This window comes from Nocardia sp. NPDC057272 (genome assembly GCF_042668615.1).
Taxonomy (GTDB): domain Bacteria; phylum Actinomycetota; class Actinomycetes; order Mycobacteriales; family Mycobacteriaceae; genus Nocardia.
Window position 1 is genome coordinate 41,424 of the sequence record NZ_JBHUYK010000038.1, and the last position, 16,109, is coordinate 57,532.

16 protein-coding genes are annotated in these 16,109 nt (G+C 65.2%); 8 read left to right on the forward strand and 8 right to left on the reverse strand.

Translation table 11 applies throughout. The features are described from left to right. Positions 1-58: 58 nt before the first annotated feature. Together ACFULV_RS32075 and ACFULV_RS32080 are read left to right on the forward strand one after the other, a co-directional pair. Entirely contained in the window at positions 59-1,279 is a 1,221-nt protein-coding gene (locus ACFULV_RS32075; protein WP_378663290.1) for a CaiB/BaiF CoA transferase family protein, read from the forward strand. Positions 1,280-1,468: 189 nt separating this feature from the next. After that, positions 1,469-2,149, forward strand: coding sequence for an AIM24 family protein (locus ACFULV_RS32080; RefSeq protein WP_378663292.1), 681 nt, complete (start codon positions 1,469-1,471; stop codon positions 2,147-2,149). 68 nt (positions 2,150-2,217) lie between these two features. Here ACFULV_RS32080 and ACFULV_RS32085 read toward each other — a convergent pair whose 3' ends face one another. The 6 genes from ACFULV_RS32085 to ACFULV_RS32110 are packed head-to-tail and all read right to left on the reverse strand — an operon-like array spanning position 2,218 to position 7,919. Further along, entirely contained in the window at positions 2,218-3,372 is a 1,155-nt protein-coding gene (locus tag ACFULV_RS32085; RefSeq protein ID WP_378663294.1) for a CaiB/BaiF CoA transferase family protein, read from the reverse strand. Next, positions 3,365-4,525: a CaiB/BaiF CoA transferase family protein gene (locus ACFULV_RS32090; protein WP_378663297.1), complete on the reverse strand. Its 1,161-nt coding sequence runs from the start codon at positions 4,523-4,525 to the stop codon at positions 3,365-3,367. Before ACFULV_RS32090 ends, ACFULV_RS32085 begins: the two co-directional genes overlap by 8 nt. A gap of 51 nt (positions 4,526-4,576) precedes the next feature. Then, a complete protein-coding gene (locus ACFULV_RS32095; RefSeq protein WP_378663300.1) occupies positions 4,577-4,993 on the reverse strand; it encodes a Zn-ribbon domain-containing OB-fold protein in 417 nt (138 codons plus the stop codon). A gap of 19 nt (positions 4,994-5,012) precedes the next feature. Then, positions 5,013-6,218, reverse strand: coding sequence for a thiolase family protein (locus ACFULV_RS32100; RefSeq protein WP_378663303.1), 1,206 nt, complete (start codon positions 6,216-6,218; stop codon positions 5,013-5,015). A gap of 4 nt (positions 6,219-6,222) precedes the next feature. Beyond that, positions 6,223-6,726, reverse strand: coding sequence for a MaoC/PaaZ C-terminal domain-containing protein (locus ACFULV_RS32105; RefSeq protein ID WP_364708891.1), 504 nt, complete (start codon positions 6,724-6,726; stop codon positions 6,223-6,225). Between the two features lie 47 nt (positions 6,727-6,773). Further along, positions 6,774-7,919, reverse strand: coding sequence for an acyl-CoA dehydrogenase family protein (locus ACFULV_RS32110; RefSeq protein WP_378628064.1), 1,146 nt, complete (start codon positions 7,917-7,919; stop codon positions 6,774-6,776). A 387-nt stretch (positions 7,920-8,306) separates the two neighbouring features. Between ACFULV_RS32110 and ACFULV_RS32115 the strand changes: the two genes are divergently transcribed. The 3 genes from ACFULV_RS32115 to ACFULV_RS32125 all read left to right on the forward strand — a co-directional run bounded on the left by ACFULV_RS32115 (position 8,307) and on the right by ACFULV_RS32125 (position 12,268). Next, positions 8,307-9,662, forward strand: a complete 1,356-nt coding sequence (locus ACFULV_RS32115) for a phenylacetate--CoA ligase family protein (RefSeq protein ID WP_378628062.1) — start codon at positions 8,307-8,309, stop codon at positions 9,660-9,662. 79 nt (positions 9,663-9,741) lie between these two features. Then, positions 9,742-10,683: a LysR family transcriptional regulator gene (locus tag ACFULV_RS32120; RefSeq protein WP_378663305.1), complete on the forward strand. Its 942-nt coding sequence runs from the start codon at positions 9,742-9,744 to the stop codon at positions 10,681-10,683. Between the two features lie 106 nt (positions 10,684-10,789). Beyond that, a complete protein-coding gene (locus tag ACFULV_RS32125) occupies positions 10,790-12,268 on the forward strand; it encodes an aldehyde dehydrogenase family protein (protein WP_378663307.1) in 1,479 nt (492 codons plus the stop codon). A gap of 128 nt (positions 12,269-12,396) precedes the next feature. Here ACFULV_RS32125 and ACFULV_RS32130 read toward each other — a convergent pair whose 3' ends face one another. Both ACFULV_RS32130 and ACFULV_RS32135 read right to left on the reverse strand, forming a co-directional pair. After that, a complete protein-coding gene (locus ACFULV_RS32130) occupies positions 12,397-13,341 on the reverse strand; it encodes an FAD-dependent monooxygenase (RefSeq protein WP_378663309.1) in 945 nt (314 codons plus the stop codon). A gap of 386 nt (positions 13,342-13,727) precedes the next feature. Further along, positions 13,728-14,246 (reverse strand): nuclear transport factor 2 family protein, encoded by a 519-nt coding sequence (locus ACFULV_RS32135; protein ID WP_378663312.1) that lies wholly within the window; start codon positions 14,244-14,246, stop codon positions 13,728-13,730. 166 nt (positions 14,247-14,412) lie between these two features. Between ACFULV_RS32135 and ACFULV_RS32140 the strand changes: the two genes are divergently transcribed. The 3 genes from ACFULV_RS32140 to ACFULV_RS32150 all read left to right on the forward strand — a co-directional run. Then, positions 14,413-15,060: a TetR/AcrR family transcriptional regulator gene (locus ACFULV_RS32140; protein WP_378663314.1), complete on the forward strand. Its 648-nt coding sequence runs from the start codon at positions 14,413-14,415 to the stop codon at positions 15,058-15,060. A 106-nt stretch (positions 15,061-15,166) separates the two neighbouring features. Further along, complete coding sequence (locus tag ACFULV_RS32145) at positions 15,167-15,535, forward strand: hypothetical protein (RefSeq protein ID WP_378663316.1); 369 nt, start codon at positions 15,167-15,169, stop codon at positions 15,533-15,535. A gap of 314 nt (positions 15,536-15,849) precedes the next feature. Further along, positions 15,850-16,109 (forward strand): alpha/beta hydrolase (locus ACFULV_RS32150; protein ID WP_378663318.1); only part of this gene is annotated, 260 nt, incomplete at its 3' end.

Sequence of the window (16,109 nt, forward strand, 5' to 3'; positions counted from 1 at the left end):
ATCGCTGCCGGTGGCTCAGCCCGGCCGCGTCTCCCGCACCACGAAAAGAGACGAACACATGACCGGACCGCTCGACGGCGTGCGCATCCTCGACCTGACCTCGAACTTCATGGGCCCCTTCGCGACCCTGTTGCTCGCTGACATGGGCGCCGATGTGGTGAAGATCGAATCCACCGCCGGTGACACCACGCGCGGTGTCGGTCCACGCCGCAACCCCGGCATGGGCGCGATCTTCCTGCACCTCAACCGCAACAAGCGCAGTGTGGTGCTCGATCTCAAATCCGCGGACGGCAATGCCGCGTTGCAGCGCATGCTGGCCTCGGCCGACGTGCTGCTCTACAGCCTGCGCCCGAAGTCGATGGCCCGTCTCGGCCTGGCCTACGAACAGGTGCGCGAGCGCAATCCGCGCCTGATCTATTGTGGCGCTTTCGGTTTCGGTCAGAACGGCCCGTACGCCGACCGGCCCGCATACGACGACCTGATCCAGGCCGCCGTCGGCATGCCGGTACTGCAGAGCCGCAAAACCGGTGAGCCAACCTACATCGCCACCGCGATCGCCGACCGCGTCGTCGGCATGGCCGCGGCGAACGCGATCACCACCGCGCTGTACCGCCGCGAACGCTCGGGACACGGCCAGGAGGTCCAGGTCCCGATGTTCGAGACCTTCGCCCAGTTCGCCATGGGCGATCACCTCTACGGCCACACGTTCATCCCCTCGATCGGCACCTCCGGCTACGCCCGGATGATGAACTCCGACCGACGCCCGTACCGGACCCGTGACGGCTATCTCGGCGTGAACGTCTACACTGACAAGCACTGGCACCGATTCTTCGCACTGGCGGGGAAACCGGACATGTCGCAGGACCCCCGCTTCGCCGATATCGGTGGCCGCACCGAGAACATTGCCCTGCTCTACGGCTTCCTCGCCGAAGTACTCGAATCCAAGACGACAGCGGAATGGGTGCAGATCCTCACCGAGGCCGACATCCCCGCCATCGAAATGAACACACCAGAGTCCCTTCTCGACGACCCGCACATGAAAGATGTCGGCTTCTTCGTCGAGGAGGAGCACCCGACCGAAGGACCACTCCGGTCGCTGGGCATCCCCCAGCAGTGGAGCGAGGACGCACCCGAATTGCGTTATCCCGCACCGCGACTCGGCGAGAACTCGGTCCAGGTACTCAGCGAGTACGGGTTCGGTGCCGACGAGATCGATCATCTGGTGTCCACCGGCGCGGCCTTCACGCCCGAGACGTTGCAGATTCGCACCGACGTCTGACAACCCCGATGCGACCCGCCTCGAGCCGAGGAGGACCACATCGCCGGCTAACGAGCGAACTCACCCGCTGATACCGAAGATCGCGTGGTGGGCACCGCTCCGGCAGCTCGGTATCGTGGGGCAGGCGCTCGGCCGGCCCGCGCCGACCCGAACAGGCGGCCCCGCAATCGTTCAGGAGCACAGACGCGCATGCGCAGTGAGATCTTCCACGCCGACAATATGGCCCAGCAGGCAACGCAACTCGGCATCACCCTGCAGCACTCCAGGTGTGTGAAGGCCTGCGTGAACGGCGAGGTGTACGCCCGCCAAGGTGCCATGATCGGCTACCGCGGGCAATTCGCGTTCGAGGTCAAGAGCCAGGGGCTGGGCAACCTGGTCAAGCGGTTCGCGACCGGTGAGGGGGTGCCGTTGATGAGCTGCCGCGGGCAGGGCGAGGTCTGGTTCGCGCACCATTCCTCGGAGTGTTTTCTGATCGACCTCGACCCCGGCGATTCACTGTCGATCAACGGCAAACACATCCTCGTCTACGAGCCTTCGCTCGGCTATGACATCCAGATGGTCTCCGGCGCAGGCGCTTTCGTCGGTGGCGGATTGTTCAATTGTGTGTTCCAAGGACAGGGTCGGCTGGCGATCACCAGCCACGGTCAGCCGATCGTCATCCCAGTCAGTCACCAGCAACCGGTGTTCGCCGATTCCGATGCCCTGATCGGCTGGTCCTCAAGCCTGCAGACCTCCATCGTGCGCACCCAGAGTTTCGGATCGATGCTGCGCGGCGGGTCCGGTGAGGTCGCGCAGGTGCGATTCCTCGGCGAAGGGTTTGTCATTCTCCAACCCTCGGAATTCAACTTCGGGCCGACAGGCTCGAAGTAGCCACACCGGGCAACGAGAACGCGCTCGGCGGAAGTTTCGCGCCGAGCGCTTCGTCGGTCACACTGCGGTCAGGCGATGGCCTGTTGATCACGCAGGGCGGTGAGCTCGGTAGCAGTGAAGCCCCAATCATGCAGAACCTCGTCGGTGTGCTCGCCGGGTTCGGCGGGTGGGCGCTGGATCATGCCCGGTGTACGGCTGAATCGCGGTGCGGGAGCGGGCTGTACCACGCCGTCCATGTCGACGAAGGTCCCGCGAGCACGCAGGTGCGCGTGTCGCGGTGCTTCGGTGAGCGAGAGCACTGGGGCCAGGCACGCCTCCTGCCCCTCTGCGAGGGCACACCATTCGTCGCGGGTCTTCGTCAGCAATACCGACGTGAACCGCTTGTGCACCGACGGCCACTGCGATTTGTCGTGCTGATCGGGCATCTCCGATTCGTCGATTTCCATGATGCGCAGCAGGTTGCGCCAGAAGCGGGATTCGTTGGCGCCCACGCTGACCCAGCCGCCGTCGGCGGTTTCGTACACGTTGTACCAAGGCGCGCCCGAGTCGAGCCGGTTCACGCCGCGCTCGTCGCTCCAGTAGCCGGCGGCGAACAGGCCGTAGAACAGGGTCATCAGCGAGGCCGAGCCGTCGACCATGGCGGCGTCGACCACCTGGCCCCGACCCGAGGTGCGGCTTTCCAGCAGCGCGGACACCACACCCAGCGCCAAATATAAGGAGCCCCCGCCGAAATCACCCGCCAGGTTCAGCGGGATGGCGGGCGGTTCACCGGCGCGGCCGACCGAGTGCAAGACGCCGGTCAGTGAGATGTAGTTGACGTCGTGGCCGGGATCCTGTGCGAGCGGGCCGAATTGGCCCCAGCCCGTCATCCGGCCGTAGACCAGCGCCGGATTGACCGCCGTGCACTGTTCGGGGCCGAGGCCGAGCTTCTCCGCGACGCCGGGCCGAAATCCTTCGAGCACCACGTCCGCCTCAGCAACGAGTCGCAGCACCGCTTCGACCGCCGCGGGCTTCTTCAAGTCGAAGACCGCGCTGCGCCTGCCCCGGTTGAGCAGATTGAACCGCGCGTTGATCGGCGCGCCACCGTCGTAGCCCGGGGGGCGATCCAACCGGATGATGTCGGCACCCAGATCCGACAGCAGCATCGCGGCGAACGGGGTCGGTCCGACCCCGCCCAGTTCGACGATGCGGATGCCCGCGAGCGGGCCACTGGCACTACCCATTGCCGTTTCCACCCATTCGGAGACTGTCGCGCAGTTGGTCGTCGGCTCCGCCGATATCTTGCGCGGCCGCCAACGGTGGTGGCCGTTTGCCGTCGAACGACAACGGCAGACCCACGACCCCGATCTCGTCTTGGGAGGGTGCGCCGATAATGCCGAGCGCCCTGGTCTGCTCGTGAGCGACCATCTCGGCGGTCGTCTGTACCGGCGCGACCGGGACACCGAAGTCCCGCAACCGTTTCTGCCAGTATTCGCGCGGGTGTTCGGCCAGCCGATCGCCGATCAGCCGGTCGATCTCGGCCCGATTGGCCAGCCGTCCCGCGTTCGTGGCGAACCGCTCATCGCTCGCCCACTCCGGCCGATCCAACGCCCGGCTCAGGTGTGCGAACAGGCCGTCGTTGCCGCAACTGACGATCAGATCGCCATCGGCGGCCGAGTACGCGCGGTGCGGCACGATGAACGCGACGCCGGATCCGTGGCGTTCGCCGGGTGCGCCGTCGGCGTTGTAGCCGGCCGCGCCGATCGACATCCATCCGATCGCCGTTTCCAGCAGCGACGCGTTCACCGCGGCGCCGTCGAGCTTGGACTGACGGCGATGCAGCGCGGCCAGGATGCCGATCGCGGCCCACATGCCGGTGCCGAAGTCGATGATCGACACCCCCGCGCGCACCGGCGGTCCGGTGTTCTCGCCGGTGATGCTCATGATTCCGGAGAACGCCTGCATCAGCGGGTCATAGCCTGGCAGCATGTTCATCGGCCCGCTGTGTCCGAAGGCGCCGACCTCGCAATGCACGAGTTCGGGCTTGGTCACCCGCAGGCTTTCGGCATCCAGGCCGTATTTGGCCGCCGAGCCCGGTCGCAGATTGTGCAGGAACACATCGGCGCGTTCTGCGATCAACTGGTGCAAGAGCGCAAGCTGATCGCGGTCCTTGATGTCGATCTTGATGGACCGTTTACCGCGGTTGAGTGCGTGAAACGCAGCGCCGCTGCCCTTCCACATACTCGGGCCCCAGCCTCGCGACGAATCCCCGGTCGGCCGCTCGACCTTCCACACCTCGGCGCCGAGTTCGGCGAGGATCTTGCCGGTGAACGGCGCCGAGGCGCTGTCACCGAGCTCGACCACGACGATCCCGGCCAGCGGAAGTTCGTTCTGCATCGCCTACTCCTGCCCTGGTCGTGATCGATCGTCTTGTGTCATCGTGCACCTCTACCCGGGGTTCGCGGCGGTGAAAACGGGGATGGTCTGGGCGCCACGTTCGACGAAGCGGACGGTGACGTCCTGGTCGATCGCGATGGACTCCGGGTCGCCTTCGATCTGGGCGAAGAGCATGTAGCCCTCCGCCATCTCGACGAATCCGACGGTGTAGGGCGTGATAGACGCCCACACCGGGGTCGGGCCGCGCATCACCGTACTGAAGGAATAGACCGTGCCGCGTCCGGCCGACTCTTCCCAGGCCAGTGCTGCGGAGGCGCAGTACGGGCAGTACGAATGCGCGGGCCAGACGGCTTCGGCGCAGTCGGCACAGCGTTGAAAGGTCAAGCGCTGATCGTCCAGCGCCGCCCAATAGGGCGCGGCGTCGAGCAGCTGGTACGGATGCGGCCAGTCGTTGGTTGATTCGCTCATGATGTTCTCCGATTCCCGCTCAGGACGCCAGCACCAGGACGCTGCCCGCCGCCAACATGCCGCCCGCGCCCTGCACCAGTGCGGTTTCCGGCTTGCGGGTCGGCGTCAGTCCCAGTGCCTGTCCGCGCAGCTGGCGCACGGTCTCGATGATGGTGTCCATGTTGCAGGAGATGCCGGGCTGGCCGAAGGACAGCCAGCCGCCGTTGGTGTCGGTCGGCAGGTCGCCGTCGACGCCGGTGCGGCCTTCGCGATAGATGTCGATACCACGCCCCTTCTTCGCGAAACCCAAGTCCTCCATGACGATCGGGCCCATGTGCGCGAAGTTCACCGACATCTGCACCATGTCGATGTCGGAGGGGCCCAGATCGGCCATCGCGTAGGCCTGCCGCGCCGCCTCGATGGTGGCGGTGTGGGTGAGGTTGGGCAGGGTGCCGAAGTCGGCGAACTTGCAGGTGCGCATGTTCATCCGGTCCGACAGGTACTCGTGCGTGGTGGCCGAGCCGTACCCGTGCAGGTAGACCGGCTTCTGGTCGGCCCGCACATTGTCGGGCGCGGTGACGACCAGCGCACCGCCGGTGCCGCCGCCCCAGGTGGAACACATCCACCGGCGCAACGGGGTGGCCACGTAGGGCGAGGCGAGCACCGTGGCGACATCGATCTCGCCGTGCTTGGCCTTGGCCGCGTGCGGGTGGTGGGCGCCCCAGCGCTGGTTGGCGACGGCGACCTCGGCGAGATCGGCTTCGGTGATGCCGAATTCGTGGAAGTACCGGCGCGCGGCCTGGGCGTAGAGGGACGGGATCGTCGGTCCGTACATCACTTCGAACTGCGGATCCGCGTCGGCCTCCGCGCCCATGGCCACGGCGTCGACGAACAACTCCGTCGCATCGCTCTGCAGGCACAGCACGTATTCCGCCTTGCCCGCGGCGATCATCTGTGATGCCTGGGCAAGGGTGGCGGTGAGGCCGGCGCCGTGCAGGGTGAGTTCGCTGGTGAACGTCAACGGCATCTGCATGTGCGAGGCGAAGATGTTGTTCCACTGCGAGCGTTTGTCGGCCCACGGCGAACGACCGGTGAACAGGGCGTCCACCTGATTCTTCGTGATCCCCGCGTCGGCGAGTGCCGCCACGGTGGCCTCGACGGCCAGCTGCAGCGGGTCTTTGCGATTGGCGCGCGTGGCATAGGCATCGCCCATGCCGACGATCGCTGCGACGGGTTGTGCGGTCATGAGGTCAGCCCCGCACCTTTTCGGTCGGCAGCGAGGCGCCGACGAGTGCGTCGAGGTCCTCGCGCTTACGCAGCATCAGCAGGCTCCACTCGCTGCGCTGGACCACGTCGCCGTCCTGGTTGAGCGCCTTCATCAGGAAGGTGACGACACCGAACTTCTCGTCCTTGTCCTTCTTGGCGATGACCTCGGCGGTGACGTAGATAGTGTCGTTGATCAGCACCGGCTTGAGGTAGCGCAGGTTGTCGATGCCGTAGTTCGCCTGGATCGACGGGCCGAACTGGATCAGGCCGGTCATCAGGGAGTAGGTCAGCGAACCCTGCACCAGGCGCTTGCCGAAGCGGGTCTGCGCGGCGTAGTGCACGTTGGAGTGGATCTCGATCCAGTTGCCGGTCAGCGCACAGTAATTCACGACGTCGGCTTCGGTGATGGTGCGTCCGCCGGAGCGGAACACGGTGCCGACCTCGATCTCGTCGAGCGGCATGTCGATGCGATTGTTGATGGTGGCCATCGAAGTTCTCCTCAGAGTGCTTTCGGGAGGGTGATTTACACGCCGGACTACAGGCGCATCGACTTGGCGATGATGGTGCGCTGGATCTGCGAGGTGCCGCCACCGATGGTGGACTGCACGCTCTCGCGCAGGTAGCGCTCCATGTCGGCCTCGGGCAGGTTGGCGTAGCCACCCAGGATCTGCATACCGTCGAGGGCGCACTGCTTGAGGGTTTCGGAGCCGTACAGCTTGGCCATGGAGGTCTCGCGGGCGGCGGGCAGACCGGCGGCCTTCATCTTGGCGGCGCGGTAGCAGAGCAGACGCGCGGCGTCGACGCGGGTCTGGTTCTCGGCCAGCATGTGCTTGAGCACCTGGAACTCGTAGATCGGTTTGCCGAACTGGATACGCTCATGGGCGTACTTGTTGGCCGCGCGGACCGCCTCCTGGGCGTTGCCGACGTAAGCCGCGGCGACGGCACAACGCTCGAGCTCGAGGTGATCGGTGATGATCTTCCAGCCCTGTCCGACCTTGCCGAGCAGCGCGTCGGCGGGCACACGCACCTCGTCGAGGAAGATCTCGGTGGTACCGGTCGCATGACGCGACAGGGTCGGCAGCTTGCGAATGTCCAGGCCCGGGGTGTCGTTCGGGATCAGCAGGACCGAGAGACCACCGTGCTTGTCGTCGGCATCGGTGCGCACCAGCATCGCGATGACGGTGTCCTTGGCCGCGGCACCCGAGCACCACAGCTTCTGGCCCGAGATCACCCAGTCGCCGTTGGCTTCCTGGCGGGCGCGGGTCTTGGTGTTGGAGGCGTCGGAACCGGCGTCGGGCTCGGAGATCGAGACCGAGAACCGGATCTGGCCGTCGATGAACGGCTTGACGTAGCGCGCCTTCTGCTCGTCGGTGCCGTACTTGAGAATGTTCATCGCGGTGAAGGTCGGCACCAGCACCGAGCAGGCGAAGTCGAAACCGTACTTGCCCAGGCCCTCGGCCATCAGCGAGTAGTCGAAGATGTCACCGCCGGAGCCACCCTCGGCCTCGTCGATGAGGATGCCGAGCCAGCCCTGCGCGGCGATCTTCTCGTATGCCTCGTACGGGTACTCCCGGCCGGTGTCGCACTTGCGCACGTACTCCACGGTGATCTCGTTGTCCATGAACTTGTTCACGGTGTCGAGCCAGTCGGCCTGCGACTCGTCCAGGAAGTTCGAATTCATTCTTGCGCTCCGTAATGCGATGTTTCGGATAATTGTTTCGCCGAGCAGTACGTTAATTCCCGCCCACTCGGGCGCCAAGTGATGATCTTCGAATTCGTCATTCGACAGCTTCGAATCCCCCGGCGGGTGGTCCGATCCGAGTCCGATACTCGACCAAATCGAGCCGGCCTACCCACAACCGCCCATGAACCAGCAGGTCAGGCAGGCATGCCGCCGATAGTTCGAGATTGACCCGCACCCAGTCTGTTAGCAAGTGAAAAATTCCGAAGTGGTAGTTCGAAGACAGTGAATTGAATAGCTGTAATAGCCCAACTATGGTCAGGGAACAATCGTCGCCGAACCGCAACGGTAGCGCGGCGACGTTGCAACGGCCATTCGGGAGTCATCATGAGAAGTGTTCCTTTCTCGGCGCAGTACTGGAGTGCCGTCGAGACCTTGTCGGCGACTCAGTCGCGGCGGGTCCAAGACGAGCGCCTCCGGGAGCAGCTCGCCTATCTGGCCGCAAACAGCGCGTTCTACCAGGCAAAGTTCGCCGAGCACGGTGTCGACGTCGGCAAGATCGAGACGGTCGCCGATCTGGCGGATCTCCCGTTCACCGAGAAGCAGGAACTGCGCGACAGCCTCGCCGCCGCTCCGCCGCTGGGTGCGCATGTGGCGGCCGCCGATGCCGATATCGTGCAGATCCAGGCTTCGTCGGGCACCACCGGCTCACCGTCCTACGTCGGCCTCACCGTCAGCGATATCCGAACCTGGAGCGAGCTGGGCGCACGCGCCCTGTACGCCAACGGTTTTCGGCCCGGCGACCGCTTGCTGCACGGCTTCGGCATGAGCAAGGGTTTTGTCGGCGGCCTGCCGATCGTGCAGATCCTGCAGTACATGGGCATCGTCGATATCCCGATCGGCGCGGAGGCCGGCGCCGAGCGACTGCTTCGTGTGCAGGCCGATCAGCGCCCCAACGCCCTGATCGGCACCCCCTACTTCCTCACCCACCTGGCCGAGCAGGCTCCGCAGATCGTCGGCCGCGCCGCCGCCGAGCTAGGGGTGCGCGCGATCAGCGTGGGCGGCGAACCCGGCGGCGGGCTGCCCGCGGTGCGCGAGAAGCTCGAGTCGCTCTGGGGCGCCACGGCACGGGAGATGTTGGGTGGCACCGATATCGCGTGCACCTACTGGGGCGAATGCGAGGTCGGCGACGGCATGCACTTCCTGTCGCCGGATCTGATGATCGCCGAACTCATCAACCCGGAGACCGGCGAACAGGTGGCGCCGGTCGCCGGCGCCGGCGGTGAGCTCGTCTACACCGCCCTGCGCCGCCAGGCCTCTCCCCTGCTGCGGTTCCGCACTCGCGACCACGTGGTGGTGACCGGCACCGACTGCGCTTGTGGCCGAACGGGTTACAAGGTGCGCTGCGTCGGACGCACCGACGACATGCTCATCGTGCGTGGCATCAACCTGTTCCCGTCGGCGGTCAAGGAGCTCGTCATGGAACTGGTTCCCGCGACCACCGGCGAGATGCGCATCCGAGCCGACTTCGAGGGTCATTCGACCCAGCGTCCACTGCCGCTGGTGGTCGAGTACGCCCACGATCTGAGCGCCGAGCAGCGCGAGGACCTGCGCACCACCATCGAAGGGCGGGTGCGTTCGGCGCTCAATGTGAAGTCGGTCGTGGAGCTGGTGCCCGACGGCACCCTGAAACGCCCCGACCATGTCAAGGTCGCTCTCATCGAACGGGTGCCGACTTCCTGAATGCGAGATATTAAATATTCTTTGTCGGCATCTGGACTATGCTCGGAGTCACCGGCCACAGATCGTCCGCGGAGGTGAGATGGGCACGCTCAACCGGTTGCACCTGATTCGACAGGTCGACCTGTTCACCTTGCGACTGTTCCTCTCCGCGATCGAAGAACAGCAGATCGGCCTGGCCGCGATCCGCGAGAACATCGCCGCGTCTACCGCGACCAAGCGGATCCAAGTGCTCGAGAACATCGCCGGTGTCAAGCTGCTCGACCGCAGCCCCAAGGGCGTGGTGCCGAGTCCGGCGGGTGCGATCCTGGCCCGTCACGCACGGATGATCTTCGACAGTCTCGACGACATGCGCACGGAGTTCGCCGCACTGACCGAGGGCGTGCAGGGCGAGTTGCGGATCGTGTCGGCGCGGTCGGTGATCGTGCCGTTCCTGGCCCGTGAGCTCGGCGACTTCAACCGCGAATACCCGCTGGTCGATCTGGTCGTGCACGAGGTCGAGAACGCTGACATCGTCCAGGAGGTCGCACGAGGCGAGGCAGACCTGGGCGTTTTCGCCTCGGCGTACGGGCTCGACCTCGACGGTGTCGAGGTGACCCCGTATCGGCGCGACCGCATCGTCGCGGTGGTCCCACTCGGGCACCCGCTCAGCGAGCGGCCCAGCGTGACGATCCGGGATCTGCTGCCGGAGAATCTGATCGCTCCACGCGCCTTGGTCGGGGCGCTGCGCGCGGCAGCCCAGCGTGTCGGCGAGGAGTACACGCCCAAGCACGTCCTGCGCAGCGGCGGCGCCGCGATCAGCCTGGTCAATGCCGGGCTGGGCGTCACCGTGCAGCCCGAATGCCTGGTGGGCCACGAATGGACCGGTCGCGTCGCCGTACTCGACCTCGACGAGCCATGGGCCGAGCGGCGGATCCACCTCGCTACCGCTCGCGGACGCGAATTCAGCCCCGCCACGAAAATTTTCATCGAGCAGCTGCTGACCTGCCCCGTGGACGACGACCACCTCGACGACGATCTCTGACCGCAACACCACTACCGATCCCGGTTCCATCCGAGGGCTCGGCCTGTTTTCGGATGCCTGGCCGAAACAGCGACAAGTGCCTTCAAGAGAATATATTATGCCGTATATGCTCGCATCAGTTCATGAAGTGCCCGCGTTCATCTCCGGCCCGAAGCGCCATCTCATCGACGGCCAGTGGGTCGACGCCGCCTCCGGGCGACAGATCGACGTCGTCAATCCGGCCACCGGGCAGGTCATCTCGCAGATCGCCGCGGGCGATGCCACCGATATCGACCGCGCTGTCGCCGCCGCCCGGCGCGCGTTCGAAGGTGAGTGGAGCCGCTGGACGCCGCACCAGCGACGCAAGCTGCTGTTGAAGGTCCACGATGTGGTGCTCGACAACTTCGAGGAGCTCGCCACCATCGAGACCCTCGACATGGGCGCCCCCCTGCAGCGCACGCGCGGGCTGGCCGAATGGACCTCGCAGGTCCTGCAGTTCTTCGCCTCCCAGTGCGACCTCGCGACTGCCTCCACTCCCCCCAACTCACTGCCGGGCAACTTCCTCACCCTCAAGCACCTCGCCCCCGTCGGCGTGGTCGGCGGCGTCATTCCGTGGAACGGCCCCCTGATCGGCCTGTGGTGGATCTTCGGGCCCGCGCTCGCTACCGGCTGCACCGCGGTGCTCAAGCCCGCTGAGGATGCCTCGCTGTCAGTACTGCGTATCGCGGAACTGCTGGCCGAGGCCGGCGTACCCGACGGCGTGATCAATGTCGTCACCGGCTACGGCATTGAAGCGGGCCAGGCGCTGTCCGAACATCGCGATGTGGACCGGCTCGCGTTCACCGGTTCGGTCGGCACCGCCCGGTCGATCGTGCGCGCCTCGGCGACCAACTTCAAACGACTGCAGCTGGAACTGGGCGGCAAGTCACCCGACATCGTCTTCGCCGACGCCGACCTGGACAAGGCCGTGCCCGGAGCCGCTATGGGCGTGTACACCAACAGCGGTCAAGTCTGCGTCGCCGGCTCCCGCATCCTCGTGCAGCGCCCGATCTACGACGAATTCGTCGCCCGCATCGGCGAATTCACCAAGACCGTGCGCGTCGGCGACGGCCTCGACCCGGACACGCAGCTGGGACCGCTGATCAATCAGCGTCAGCTCGACCGGGTGCAGCAGTACATCCAGATCGGCGGCACCGAGGGCGCCGAACTGGTCGCCGGCGGCAAGCGCCTCGACGAACTCGGTGCGGGCTACTTTCTGGAACCGACCATCTTCGCTGATGCCACCAATACCATGACCATCGCGCGCGAGGAGATCTTCGGGCCCGTCGCTTCGGTCATTCCCTTCGACGACGTCGACGACGCCCTCCGCATCGCCAACGACACCGAATACGGACTGGCGGGCGGGGTATGGACCCGTGACCTGTCCACCGCGCACAACGTCTCCCGCGGTATCCAGGCCGGCACGATCTGGGTGAACTGCTACGGCGTCCTCGACCCCTCGATCGGCTTCGGCGGGTACAAGATGAGCGGATACGGATGGAAGGGCGCCAAGGAACACGTGGAGTCCTACCTCTACCCGAAAGCGGTCTACATCAACCTGGACTGACGAGCCGCACCGGCACGGCAAGCGGGGCTCGACACCGGTCGAGGTCCGCTTGCGGCGTCAGGGTGGATCTTGTTGCGCCGCAATCACATCGAGTTCGACGACCATGATTCTCGCAGCTCCGAAGAATTCTAGATGCCCGCGAAGGACCGGCTGAAGGACTGCCCTGCCGATACCCGACTGCGCATTCCGGCCAACCGGGCCGTTTCATAGCGTTCGAGGCCTTGCTCGGCATCCACGCCGTCGAGCGCCTCTGCCAGCGCGACCGCATCCGCTACTGCTTCTTCGAATCCGGCACCGGTCATGGGCGTCTGAGCGTGCGCGGCGTCACCGAGTACGCCGATGCGGCCGTTGACCACCCGATGCGGCAGGTATTCGGTGATCGGGGTGGCCACCACATCCCTCGCCCGGAACGCCTCGACGACACCCGTGCGCCAGGGTTCGGGCCACCGAGCCTCGGCGGTGCGGATCATTTCGTCGTAGACCTCGCCGGGGACAGCGTCCACGCGCGGCGTGTACTTGACCTCCGCACCGTCGATTGCTCCGATCCGCCGGAACAACGAGGTGTGGTGCGGATCGAACCAGCCCCATCCGTAGCGGGTGACGCCGCCGTCGCGATCGATCAACGGGTATGCGGCGAGCATGTCGTCCTCCCCGGAGAAGAAGTCGGGGCCGCCTGCCCGCTCGAGGTAGTACTCCGGCAGATCCGACTGCCCCAGCCACACAACGTATCCCGCGTAGTCGGCGACAGGCCGGGCCGAATCCACCCAGCGGCGAACCACGCTGCGGTAGCCGTCGGCGCCCAGCAGCACGTCGCCGGTCCACACCGATCCGTCCGCTAGGCGGGCCCAGGCAGCGTCGTCGTCCTGTCCGACCTCGGTGACGTGAGCGTTCTCGACCACTGTGATGAGCGGCTCCGCATCGGCGGCATCGCGCAGTGCCGAATACACGTCCCACCAGGAGTGTGGGTAGACCCCTTGCCGCATCGACGCGGGACCGAGTGCCTTACCGACGATCTCGCGCGCTTGCGCACCGAGCGCCCCACGCAAGCTCGCGCCGGATACCAGAATGGCCACGCCCCGCTGTGTGCGCCCACCTGTCCGCTCGAGAACGGTGACCGCCCTTCCGCGAGCCGCCAGCGCGAGCGCTGTGGTCAACCCACCCAACGAGCCACCGACGATCAGTGTCGCCGCATGGAGCGACGGTTGCTCGGAAATATTGGTAGAAATGACGGTCTCCTCGATCCACTCGGCGCCAACCGCTTATCCGCGTCCAGACGGTGGGTGGCGCACGGCCCACGGCGTCGTGCCGTGGCGATGTCCGAGTCGATGGTGGCACCCGCCGACCACCCGTTGCAGGGGAGAATCTGTTCCCAAGAAGCGCCGCGAACACCCCTCACCAGATTCCGTATCACCGCAGGCACGTACCTGCGGTGACCGAACACCGTCGTGCGGCTGCGACCTCAGAGGCTCGCGAGGGCGGTTACGAGGATCCTCGAGATGACCCACTTGCCATCGATCCGGACATACTCGTCCTCGATGCTCTCGAAGGCGAGGCTCTTCTTGCTGCCGCCCGCATCCGCGGCGAAGATCTCGAGTGCCTGTTTGGCGTGTTCATCGATCTCCTTCGCCTCGGCGGCCTTCTCTGCCGCCTCCGCCTCGGTGAGCTCGCCATAGCCGTAGATGTACCAGAACCCGGTGGCGTTGTTCTCGTCGATCACCGTGATCTGTGGCGCGACGCCGAGATGGATCGACTTGCGCGAGAGCAGAACCTGCTCGGCGAAACCCCAGAACGTGTCGGCTCCGTTCATGACGATCTCGCCGAGGTCGGGGTTGTTCGCGTCCTTCGGGATGAACACCAGGTCGGCTGACACTGTCGAGAGGTAGAGGTCGCGGTCCTTGGTATCCAGGGACCGGTGGAAGTTGTATCGGGCCTGCTTGCAGTCCTCGATCGCGATCAATCGTTCCAAGTCAGTCGGCACCGACTGCTCCGTTCTGTCGGTCCCCCGCATCGGGGGCACCAGGGTCGAAAGATGTTCCGTGTGGCGGCTACCGAGCTGAAGCTAGCACGCCATCGCCATACAAAATATAATATTGAACATCTGGTAGATATTTAATATAGTGTTTGCATCCCGGCCTGCCGGGCACATGGACGGGACGACGATGACCCAGCTCAGAACCCGCTGCGGGACGCGCGGCCGCTACGCCAAGAGCGAGGCGAAGCGTGAGGCCATTCTGGCCAGCGCACTTCAGGTATTCGCTGATTCGGGCTATGCGTGCGGCACATTGCGCAACGTCGCCGAGCATGCCGGCATCAGTCCAGCAAACATTTTCCATCACTTCGCCGACAAACAAGCGCTGCTTCTCGCGGTGCTGGAGCAGCGCGACGAGTGGGCGCAGACTGTCGCGTTCCGGCCCGGAGACTTCGGCTTACTACTCGGCATCATCGATCTGGCCGACGCCCTGAGTCACACGCCTGAATTGGTTCGGGTGTACGTCATGCTCGTCGCCGAGGCCACCTCGCCCGCACATCCGGCCTACGAACACTTTCGCTCTCGCCGAAACACCTACCGCGACTTGCTGGCCCAGCGTTTCGCACTGGCTGACGAGCGAGGGATATACCGCGGGAAGTTCTCCCACGCGGATGCCGCGTCGAGCGTGATCGGCCTGCTCGACGGCGTGCAGCTGCAGTGGGCCGTGCAACCCGACGCAGTCGATATGGCAGGCATCATGCGCACCGCACTCGGCGCGCTCGTCGATCTCGACGCCTTACACACGTGGACGCAAGCCGTCTGAGATCCCACCGGACCACAACTGAATATCACCGCTGTCGGAACACCTGATCCGCACAGCAATTCACAAAATCCCGGCACCCCGTCGGGCCAAGAGAATAGAGTCAACGATGACAACCAGCACCCGTACGAACGCAGAGCTCGCGCAGGCATGGCTCGACGCACTGGACAACGTCGACAATTTCGCCCCGCTCTGCGCGCCCGGCGCACAGGTTTGGCATTCCAACGACAACATCTGGATTTCGTTCGAAAAGGCGATCGAGAACGTACACACTGTCGGGGGTCTGCCCACGATGACCAACCGCCGTTTCACTGTGACTGATACCGGTTTCCTCGTGCAGTTCTCCGGCGAGATCAACGGCCAGAAGATCCACAACACCATCATCGTGAAAACTGAGGACGGCTTCGCGACGCATGCCGAGGAGTACATCGGCCTGGAGCTCGATCCGACAGTTTTGGGTACTGTCTCCAACGCTTGATCGGCTCACCGTTGGTCAGCACGGGTAGCGACAGCGTGGCAGTCGCGACCTCGCTGGGCAGCTTGAATTGATCTGACGGCACACGGCGTGGGGGCGGGAGTATCGGCCCTGCCCCCACGTTGCCGAAGGGCAACTCGCGAGCGGCCCGGCCTAGACTTCTGGTCGGCGACGATTTGGTCCGGTCTGCCCGACGCTCGACCCGGTCTGACTGGGAGAGATTGTTCCTATGCACTGTTCTGACCTTCTTCGACTGCCGAAACGGCCGTAGCTTCGTGTTGTAGCCAGTGAATAGCTACAGAACGGGAGAGAAGGTCATGGCAGACAACATCACAACGGTGCCGGTCAAGGGTTGGGCCTGGGACATCGCGACCGATATCTACTTCCCGCCGGGGTTCGACGAGTCGAAGGTGTATCCCACCATCGTCTCCGCCCACCCCACCGGCAGCTGCAAAGCACAGACATCGGGCAACATCTACGGCAAGGCCCTGGCCGAAGCGGGCTACGTGGTAGCGGCCTTCGACGCGAGCTTCCAGGGCGACAGCGGTGGCGATCCGCGCTCGGTCGAGGATCCCGG

What these genes read in the sequence shown, in the direction of transcription:
- ACFULV_RS32075 (WP_378663290.1), top strand. Translation starts at nt 59, where the DNA reads ATGACCGGACCGCTCGACGGCGTGCGCATCCTCGACCTGACCTCGAAC.
- ACFULV_RS32080 (WP_378663292.1), top strand. Translation starts at nt 1,469, where the DNA reads ATGCGCAGTGAGATCTTCCACGCCGACAATATGGCCCAGCAGGCAACG.
- ACFULV_RS32085 (WP_378663294.1), bottom strand. Translation starts at nt 3,372, where the DNA reads ATGGGTAGTGCCAGTGGCCCGCTCGCGGGCATCCGCATCGTCGAACTG.
- ACFULV_RS32090 (WP_378663297.1), bottom strand. Translation starts at nt 4,525, where the DNA reads ATGCAGAACGAACTTCCGCTGGCCGGGATCGTCGTGGTCGAGCTCGGT.
- ACFULV_RS32095 (WP_378663300.1), bottom strand. Translation starts at nt 4,993, where the DNA reads ATGAGCGAATCAACCAACGACTGGCCGCATCCGTACCAGCTGCTCGAC.
- ACFULV_RS32100 (WP_378663303.1), bottom strand. Translation starts at nt 6,218, where the DNA reads ATGACCGCACAACCCGTCGCAGCGATCGTCGGCATGGGCGATGCCTAT.
- ACFULV_RS32105 (WP_364708891.1), bottom strand. Translation starts at nt 6,726, where the DNA reads ATGGCCACCATCAACAATCGCATCGACATGCCGCTCGACGAGATCGAG.
- ACFULV_RS32110 (WP_378628064.1), bottom strand. Translation starts at nt 7,919, where the DNA reads ATGAATTCGAACTTCCTGGACGAGTCGCAGGCCGACTGGCTCGACACC.
- ACFULV_RS32115 (WP_378628062.1), top strand. Translation starts at nt 8,307, where the DNA reads ATGAGAAGTGTTCCTTTCTCGGCGCAGTACTGGAGTGCCGTCGAGACC.
- ACFULV_RS32120 (WP_378663305.1), top strand. Translation starts at nt 9,742, where the DNA reads ATGGGCACGCTCAACCGGTTGCACCTGATTCGACAGGTCGACCTGTTC.
- ACFULV_RS32125 (WP_378663307.1), top strand. Translation starts at nt 10,790, where the DNA reads ATGCTCGCATCAGTTCATGAAGTGCCCGCGTTCATCTCCGGCCCGAAG.
- ACFULV_RS32140 (WP_378663314.1), top strand. Translation starts at nt 14,413, where the DNA reads ATGGACGGGACGACGATGACCCAGCTCAGAACCCGCTGCGGGACGCGC.
- ACFULV_RS32145 (WP_378663316.1), top strand. Translation starts at nt 15,167, where the DNA reads ATGACAACCAGCACCCGTACGAACGCAGAGCTCGCGCAGGCATGGCTC.